Raw genomic sequence first — 9,021 nt, forward strand, 5'->3', positions numbered from 1 at the left:
AGCTCGAAGCAGGGCAGCAGGTAGGCCAACAGGATCAAGCCCAAAAGATACCAAAGCAGACGCGATGTATTGGGCGCCGTTTTAAGCAGCCATCGAAAGACTATCGCCCAGGAAAGCAGTTCAATGAAAAGAAGAAGAACAACCATAGATTGCGCATCGGTGCCGATGTAGAGTAGCGAACGCATCCTAGCTGGAACAAGGAAACTCCAGGGGGTATAAGGCAAAAGGTAGACGCATGAGATAGAGATGGGCAGATAGAGCAGCGCCCACAAGAAAAATCGCTTTGTTAGGGTGCTACTAGAATGTATCGTTGTTCTGGCAAACATGCTTTTTTAGACTTTCGCTTGACGTTGCTGGCGGAACTGACGCCATAACAGAGTAAGTACCCAGTATAAGTATAAGCAGCCCCACGGTGATGATCAGGAAACCTAAGGGAACAGGATGGGTTACCTGGGGTACATTGCTTTTGGACTTGGCCATTCCTTCTCGCCTTGGCTATTATCTCGTCCATAGAGCCAGGCTGGTATGCATAGGATACTTGTATAGGTAGATTGGAGCGATAATCCATAAGATAGATTATGCGCCCAGAATTGGGTGGGAGATGAGGCAACCAGGTTTTCAGATTGAACAGTTGATCGCTCAAGGCCGTAGGAGAGGCGCGGACTAATTTAAGCACAAAGTTAGAAGTATGGTCTTCTTCGTTGTTGTCTTGGTAGAGCAGGCGTCCCTTGGTATTGCAGGAGAGGACGATACGGTGGTGTTCTTGCTGGGGCGTAGAGCTGTTTGCCAGAGCGTTTAGCATCTGTATTGCCTGTTGCCTCGTCATGGTGCCTTGCTTTACCTGCCAATCGTACTGCTGCATTTTGCAATTTAGCAAAGGTGCATCTAGTTGTTTAGCATTAGGATGGCGCACGACCAGAGCGTAGGTGAGAGTGAACGGTGGAGAAAGGTTGCTAACGGTAGGAGAATTTGTCTGCCCTTTGGCCTGGCATGTCATCCATGCCAGTGTAATAAGAGTTGTCAAAAATGCGCAGTTGACCCTATTTCTCATCAATATCCTTCTCATTTTGTAAAGCCGGAGCAGGCGAGCGCGGGCGGCTCACCGCTCCGAATTTTGAGCAGCTCCTAGAATCAGTGTGCCCGTGGATTCTTGTAGGGTTAGGTACCCATAGAGGCCGACAAGGCAACCGGACAGGACAAGCAGAACCGGTAAGAGATGTTGCCTGAGGCTGATATTGCCGCGTGAGCCGATAGGCATTGGTGGCATAGAAGGGCTTCCTTCCGTTTCAGTGCTGCGCTTTTGCACCACTCAAATACTATAACACTTGCCGAAGGCGCAGCGTTACATCCATTTTCAGGCTTCGTTACCACGTGCATTTTGGGGGTCATTGGATGAACTTTCCGCATCTTCGGGGCACGCCCCCCCCCCGCGTCATGCTGCTGGAATTGCGCCTGTGTAGGAGCGTAGATGAGCTGAAGGCCATCCTCCCTCATCCATGTGCGTAGGGTTTCTAGTGCCCGATGAAGCTGGATGCGAACGGCACCGGGAGTGGAACCTATCGCTTTCGCGATCTCGGTAGGGCTTTGTTGATCGTAAAAGCGTCGGACGACTATCTCACGCTGGTTGGGGTTCAGCCGCTGTAGGTATCCTTCGAGCAAAGCACGCTGCTCCGTCCAGGAGAGACTCCATTCGGAATGAGGACAGCGCACCAACTCAACATCGGCTATGTTGACAAAGAGAAGATGCTGGGGAAGGGAGCGCAAGTAGTTGCAGGCGAAGTTGTGGGCGCATTGAAACAGATAGGCCTTATTATTCCGTTGTTCCGGGGAGAGGTTCTTGGCAAGCATGTGGACAGCAAAGTCGTGTGCGCAGTCCTCTCGCTCACAAAGAGGGACGTGACAGCAACTGGCCTGATAGCGCCCGATTTTTAACAGACAGAGGTAGAACTGTAGCTTTTCATTGTTAGCGGTTGACGGAACTGTTTGTTGCGCCCGACGGAGGTGGGAACTGGACTTGGCATCTTCCATCTTTTTTCCTTTCCCAGGATAAGACACCGAGCCTAAACAGGCTCTCAGAGGCCGAAGGAGAAGGGAGGGTAAGCCTAAACGAAACTACAGGAGCGCTATAGATGCCTTAAGCACTCCTAACTTATAATAACACAAAAAACTGCCAAAAGGTTTCTATGATAGGAGACAATTTTTTGCTCGATCTCAATAGCGTGCAGACAGTAGAGCCTCTGCCTGTGCGGTACGCCACGCACTTTTCGGCCCTAGGAGACCAAACCCACACGCCCTACCCCCTGCCCGAATAGGGCGAAGAGGTAGGGTGACGAGCCTTTATACCGCACAGTTGATCATGCAGTGCTGTATGCCGAGGCGCTCCTGGATAAATCCTCCGTGCTACAGCGGCTGAAGATACTCCGTTATCGTGGCGACTTCTGGAGTGCCGGAGCGGCGGGCTTTGAGGGCGATAAGCAGGGCGCGAGCCGTGTCAAGACTAGTAAGGCAAGGCACACCGGCCTCAACGCTGGCGCGACGTATGCGGGCGGCCTCGCGCTCGATGCGGCGATCGCTCGAAAGCGTGTTGATGAGCAGCGCGATCTGACCGCTGCGAATGAGGTCTACGATGTTGCCTTCACCCTCGTGAAGCTTTTTAACGGTGTTGGCCCGAATGCCGTGCTGGTTAAGGAAGCGTGCCGTGCCCTCCGTGGCGAAGATGCGAAAGCCCAACTCCTCAAACTCGCGTACAATCGGTACACTCTCGGCCTTATCCGCATCGGCAACCGTAACGATGAGGTTGCCACCGCGCGGTACCCCGATTCCAGAGGCGATAAGGGCCTTGTACAAGGCCTGGGGATAGTCGCGCGCGATGCCCATGATCTCGCCGGTGGACTTCATCTCCGGCCCGAGATTAATATCCACTTGGGTGAGTTTGAGGAAGGAAAAGACGGGGGCTTTTACTGCGATGGAGGGGGCTTCGGGATAGAGCCCTGGCTCGTAGCCCTGGTCGCGAATGGTGTGACCAAATATAGTTCGTGTGGCCACTTTTACCATCGGGATGCCCGTGATTTTGCTGAGATAGGGAACCGTGCGGGAGGAGCGCGGGTTCACCTCAAGAACTTGGGCCGTATCGGTTTCATTATCTACCACAAACTGAATGTTCATAAGCCCCCTTACCTCAAGGCGCTTGGCCAAGCGCATAGAGGTCTCGACCACCTGCGAAATAACGTGCTGTGAAAGGGTTTGAGGGGGATAGACGGCCATACTATCGCCGGAGTGTACGCCGGCACGCTCGATGTGCTCCATGATGCCGGGAATCAGGCACTCCTCGCCGTCACCGATAACATCTACCTCCACTTCGCGTCCAAGAATATATTTATCCACGAGAATGGGGGCGCGGGGCGAAACGTCCACCACGTAGTTCATGTACTGCTCGAGTTCATTACGATTGTATACGATCTCCATTGCGCGCCCTCCAAGCACATAGCTAGGGCGCACCAGCACCGGATAACCGATCTCTTCCGCCACCTCTAGCGCAGCCGAGATGCTGGTAACGGCTCGACCGGGCGGTTTTGGGATGCCGAGTTCGGTAAGAACCTTCTCAAACCGATCGCGGTCTTCGGCTAGGTCAATGGAGTCCGGCGAGGTACCGAGAATAGGAACGCCGGCCTCATGCAGCGGGCGTGCCAAATTGATGGCCGTTTGGCCGCCAAACTGCACGATAACCCCGTCCACCCCCTCATGTTCGAGGACGTTGAGAACGTCTTCAACGGTGAGTGGCTCGAAAAACAGCCTGTCGGAGGTATCGAAGTCGGTGGAGACGGTCTCGGGATTGTTGTTGATGATGATGGCCTTGTGGCCGAGTTCGCGAAGCGCCCAAATACAATGGACGGAGCAGTAGTCAAATTCGATGCCCTGGCCGATGCGAATGGGGCCGGAGCCAATGACGGCGATTTTCATCGGTTTGCTATTTAGCATAGTACGTATTCTTTACCATCCTTTCAAAATCAGTGCATATTAAGCAGCTCGATGACGGCCTGCTCGGTCGCTTGCGCGCGTTGGCTTACCTGCGCGATGGTGTCGTAAAGCTCGTTCGAGGCGTTTTGGAGTTGCGGTTCGTAGCGCGGTGCCGATTGGAGGCGCACGAACGCATTGCGAGCCGCTAAAATCGTCTGTTCGATGGCCTTTTGCTGAGCCGAAAGGCGTTCCAGGTTTCGCTCTAGCGCTCGCAGCCCTTCGATGCGTTCAAGACAGAGTTGTATGGAGTGCTCGAAGGTGGCGCGAGCAGCGGGGTCGCTGGCAGCGTCACGCTGCAAGACCAGCTCGGCGTACTCCTCAGATAGTCTTAGCAGGTTCTCTTTCTGCTCAAGTTGAACGAGGTTTTGGCGGATGTTTTCGAGTTGCCGTCTCGATGCCAACAGGCGGCCCAGGTGCGCCAAAGTCGCGCGAAGTTCCCGCTCCTGTTCAGGTTCTGCAGGCGACATTTGCGCCAAGAGAAGCAAAATATCGCTGTAGGCTCGCTCTGCCTCAGAAAGATGTAGGAGGGGCAGAGCCGCTTCTAGCTCTTCAGGGGGAACCACCTCGGTGAGGGGCACAGGGCGATGGCGCAAAACGCCTAGGCTGCAGCCCAGTGTGCAGAATAAGAGAAGCCACCATAGCACCTGGAAGAAGGGCACCGAGAGGGCAAATCCGTAAATAAGAGACGTCGTGAGCGCGAACAGAAGCAGTGAGCCGATACCTATCGCCAAATAGAGGTTACGTTTTCTTTGGCGGCGACGGCGGTTAAGAGCGCTGGCATAGGCTTTCGCCTCTGCGGGAGTAGGGGGGCGTTTTTGAATCCATCGGGGGCCGGAGACCACCGACCAGCTGAATATAAACGGCAGCGTTCCTTTCCAAGCAATATTATCCTGCAGATAGTTTCCCGGCACCGCCTCAAGCCGTGCAGCGAGTTGGGACGCTATCTCTGGGTCTATATCCTTTAAGCCGATCTGCATGGGTTGCTATAACCTTTTATTTTAAACCACTTGTTTCGTGCCCCATACCTGCATCATGCGTGCCATGCCAAAAACAACCGTTTTATCGCCGGCGAGCCGGCGCAACTGCCGACAGAGTTCCTCAATTTCCTCTCTGGAGGCGAGGCCGGCTGCGATCAGGTTCTCGGCGGCCTCTTCGATAGTCCAGCCCGGCAGAAGTTTTTGAGGGCCTTCGGCGAAGATGGGCTGGGCCAAGTTCACCTGAACCGAGTGCAGACCCAGCTCGCAAACCAGGGAGAAGAGCTTGCGGCCGATGGTGAAATCGGCTCCCTGCTGAGCACCGGCGGCACGATAGAGTTCAAAGCAGCGCTCGTAGGCGTGCGAAGGGGGCCAGCAGAAAGCCGCCGTGAAATCGCCATCTTCAACGGCAAGAACACCTGCCGGTTTCAAAAGCGCAACCATCTCGCGAAGTGCCTTTTCGGGATGAGCCAGGTGCATGAGAAGGAAGCGGCAGAAGACCATATCGAAGGTGCCATAGGGCAATCCTGTGGCATAGGCCGAGGCGGCATGAAACCGCAGGTTGGTAATACCGGCCTGCCGGGCCAACTGTGTGGCCGTTTGAACCTGCTCGGCGCTGGCATCTACACCGACGACGGAGCCGCTGGAACCGACTTGGGAGGCGATCCACTGGGAGACGATGCCTACCCCGCATCCGATATCGGCCACATGCATTCCTTCCCGCAGGCCGGCACGCTTAAGAAAAGCTTGGGTGTCGGGGCCATGTGTGGCCTCAACCACTTTCAGTCGCTCTATGGCCGTATCGCCTGTGGCCAGCACATATTTTTCATCGCGCATCGGTCGCCTCTGTCAAAGCCTCGTCCTCCAGGTCATAGCAGGAGTAGAAGTAGGGAGTGGCCGCCTCAAACTCGGCGGCGCAGGTATCTACCATTTTGTAGACCGGTTGGATACCTAGACGTTTGCGGAGTGCGCGAAGTTTCGCCTCTGGAATCTCCGCAAACTCGGCGATGACCCTGTCGGGAAAGCCGGCATGCTTCGCTTCCCTCAGCAGGCGGGTGACAAGGGGATAGTTTGTCGTTTCATTGCCGGCGTCCTCCTCTTGCAGAGCCAGTCGTGCGATGGCACGTGCGTTAAGCCGCAGTTTGGTCTCCAATTTCACCAACCCCTCGATCTTCCTCAGGAACCAAGGGTCAATATGGCTCAACGCGTGAATCTCCTCCACCAACATGCCGCGGCGGAAGCCTTCGGTGATCGCCCACAGCCGCTCGTCGTTGGGGATGCGAATGGCCTCCTCCAGCTCGATATCGCTCAAGAGATGCGACTTGCGGTTAGTAAGCCCGTAAACGCCGATCTCTAGCGAGCGAATAGCCTTCATTAAGGCTGCCTCAAAGGAGCGGTCTATGGCCATGACTTCACCGGTTGCTTTCATCTGGGTGGTGATGCGCCGGTCGGCCGACACGAACTTGTCGAAAGGCCAACGCGGGATTTTGACCACACAGTAGTCGAGTGCCGGCTCAAAACAGGCCAAGGTTTTGCGGGTGACCGCATTTTCGATCTCATCGAGATGCAGCCCGATTGCGATCTTTGCGGCCACTCTTGCGATGGGGTAGCCTGTGGCTTTGGAGGCCAGCGCAGAGGAGCGAGAGACGCGCGGGTTGACCTCGATGACGTAGTAGGCGAACGACTTGGGATCGAGCGCTAACTGGACGTTGCAACCTCCTTCGATGCCCAATGCGCGGATGATCTTAAGAGAGGCGGAGCGCAGCATCTGATACTCTTTATCCGTAAGCGTTTGGGAGGGAGCGACAACGATGCTGTCGCCCGTGTGCACCCCCATGGGGTCTATGTTCTCCATGTTACAGACCGTGATGGCAGTGTCGTTGGCATCGCGCATGACCTCATATTCGATCTCCTTCCAACCGTTTAGGTAGCGCTCTACCATAACCTGATGACGCATGGAGAGAGAAAGCCCACGATGGGTGATCTCGTAAAGCTCCTCCTCGTTATGGGCGATGCCTCCTCCTGTGCCTCCTAGCGTATAGGCCGGTCGCACGATAAGCGGCCAAATTCCTGACGATATAGGCTCGGAGAGTTGGTCTTCGTCGGTGATGATCCACGATTCGGGCACCGGTTCCCCGATAGCCCGCATAAGGTTGCGAAACTCCTCGCGGTCTTCTGCCTTGCGAATGGCCTCAAGCGGTGTTCCCAGAAGGCGCACGCCGTATTTTTCGAGGATGCCGGCCTCGGCGAGCTGGGTGGCCAGATTGAGTCCGGTCTGGCCTCCGAGGGTGGGTAGCAACCCATCGGGGCGCTCGCGTTCGATGACGCGCGTGGCGAACTCTATATTAAGCGGTTCGATATACACTCGGTCGGCCATATCGGCATCGGTCATGATGGTGGCCGGGTTAGAATTGATAAGCACCACCGAGATGCCCTCTTCCCGCAGAGCACGACAGGCTTGCGAGCCAGCATAGTCGAACTCGGCGGCTTGCCCGATGACGATGGGGCCGGAACCGATGACCATTACCTTCTTCAATGACTTATCTTTTGGCATAGTACCTCTTCTGTGACTTACTCGGTAGCGGTGGGCACGGCGTAGACAACGACGCCAAAGCCCACAACTTTGCGTTGCAGCAAAGGCTGCTGCTGAAATATGGTGGGATACTTACGACGCCACCATTGCAGGTTACGTCGCCCATCAAGTAGAGCGAGATAGCGTGGATGTGAGCGATATTGCGCCAGCGGATCGCTGTCGTTGCAGAGACCTGGCAACACCGGAACGTTTATAAAACGGTTGAAAAGACATAGCCCAGGAGCTGCATCGCCAAACAACACGCTGTTTTTAGGCAGCATGGCCGCCAACAGGAGGCTCGTCCGTTTTTGCGTGTAGCTTAGATGAGCTAGCCAGTCGGTTGTCCAACCCACTTGGCAAAGCGCCCAGGCCCCAATGAGGAGAATACGAAACGTGTTTAAGGCCGGTAACGTTAGCATTTTGGGAGGTGGAATGAAGAAGAAGCCTAGCCCCGCACAACACACCCCTAAAACAATAGGGATGCCATCTTCAAGTCTTCCGGGTAGATTTAGCGGACGGCCGATCTGGAACCCTAGGTAGCCTGCGAGCAGACCGCAGGAGGGGCGATGCATGGCTACGGTGCGAACTACGGTATGAAACCGTTGCAAGGCCACGGCGGCCAGCACGGCGAGGGCCGGGTAGAACAGCACATAATAGCGAGAGGGGGCGTAGCTTGAAACGGTGCAGAAGAGCACGAAGACCGTTAGCCAGCCGAAGAGGAAAGCTAGCCCATATGTTTGCGTTTCCTTAAACCACCGTTCCTTTTTGACAAGCAGCGCGATGCCCAACAGAAGCACCAACAGTGTCTCGATGGGTAGGTGAAGAAAGAGATAGGGGGCAATACCTCGATGATGACCGAAGAGATTCACCAATATATTCTCGCGCAATGCCCTAAGGCTATGCGGAAGCAACTGATGGGTAAGGTAGTAGTGGTTCATGTGCTGAATTTGTGCATAGTGTGGGAGATACCACCAGAGCAGATAGAACAGGAGCGAGGCGGCCAATCCCCCACTCCACCAGGCCAACAGTCGCCACCGCCTCTCCCACACCAACAAGGCCAACGGAACCCCCCACACCAAAGCGCCAAGCCCGCGCACCCCGTAAACTCCTCCAAGCACCAACCCGCTCAGTCCCATCCACACCCCTTGTCTCTCTTTGGCCAAAAGCCCCCCAACCCACAGGGCCCACCCCAAGCTCAGCACGAAAGCTCCGGGGGTATCCATGAGGGCGAGGCGGTTGTAGAGGAAGTTGGCATGGCTGAGGCCCCAAAGGAGGGTAGCGAGGAGGGCGGTTGGGGTATCGAAGAGGCGTTGGGTGGGGAAGAAGAGGAGGGGGAGGGTGAGGAGGGAGGTAAGGACGCTGAGGAGTCGGTCTTGGGGAAGTCCGGTACCGAGGAGGTGGAAGGTGAGGATTTGGGCATAGTGGAGGTAGGGCATGATGAGGTCGTTATTGAATTCA

The 9,021-nt window shown here is 55.5% G+C and carries 5 protein-coding genes and 1 pseudogene; all 6 read right to left on the bottom strand.

The window, feature by feature from the left end:
• Positions 1-1,158: 1,158 nt before the first annotated feature.
• Entirely contained in the window at positions 1,159-2,028 is an 870-nt protein-coding gene (locus VKV18_RS03455) for a sigma-70 family RNA polymerase sigma factor (protein ID WP_324202834.1), read from the bottom strand.
• 372 nt (positions 2,029-2,400) lie between these two features.
• Positions 2,401-3,972: pseudogene (gene carB / locus VKV18_RS03460) on the bottom strand (carbamoyl-phosphate synthase large subunit); the annotation flags it as partial.
• A gap of 35 nt (positions 3,973-4,007) precedes the next feature.
• Positions 4,008-4,994, bottom strand: a complete 987-nt coding sequence (locus VKV18_RS03465; protein ID WP_324202836.1) for a hypothetical protein — start codon at positions 4,992-4,994, stop codon at positions 4,008-4,010.
• Positions 4,995-5,015: 21 nt separating this feature from the next.
• On the bottom strand, positions 5,016-5,828 hold the full coding sequence (locus VKV18_RS03470; protein WP_324202837.1) for a class I SAM-dependent methyltransferase: 813 nt from the start codon (positions 5,826-5,828) through the stop codon (positions 5,016-5,018).
• Positions 5,818-7,545: a carbamoyl-phosphate synthase large subunit gene (gene carB, locus VKV18_RS03475; RefSeq protein ID WP_324202838.1), complete on the bottom strand. Its 1,728-nt coding sequence runs from the start codon at positions 7,543-7,545 to the stop codon at positions 5,818-5,820. Before carB (VKV18_RS03475) ends, VKV18_RS03470 begins: the two co-directional genes overlap by 11 nt.
• A 17-nt stretch (positions 7,546-7,562) precedes the next feature.
• A partial coding sequence (locus VKV18_RS03480) for a glycosyltransferase family 39 protein (RefSeq protein WP_324202839.1) occupies positions 7,563-9,021 on the bottom strand: 1,459 nt, incomplete at its 5' end.

Origin of the sequence: Chthonomonas sp. (assembly GCF_035294505.1) — a bacterium.
Lineage (GTDB): Bacteria > Armatimonadota > Chthonomonadetes > Chthonomonadales > Chthonomonadaceae > Chthonomonas.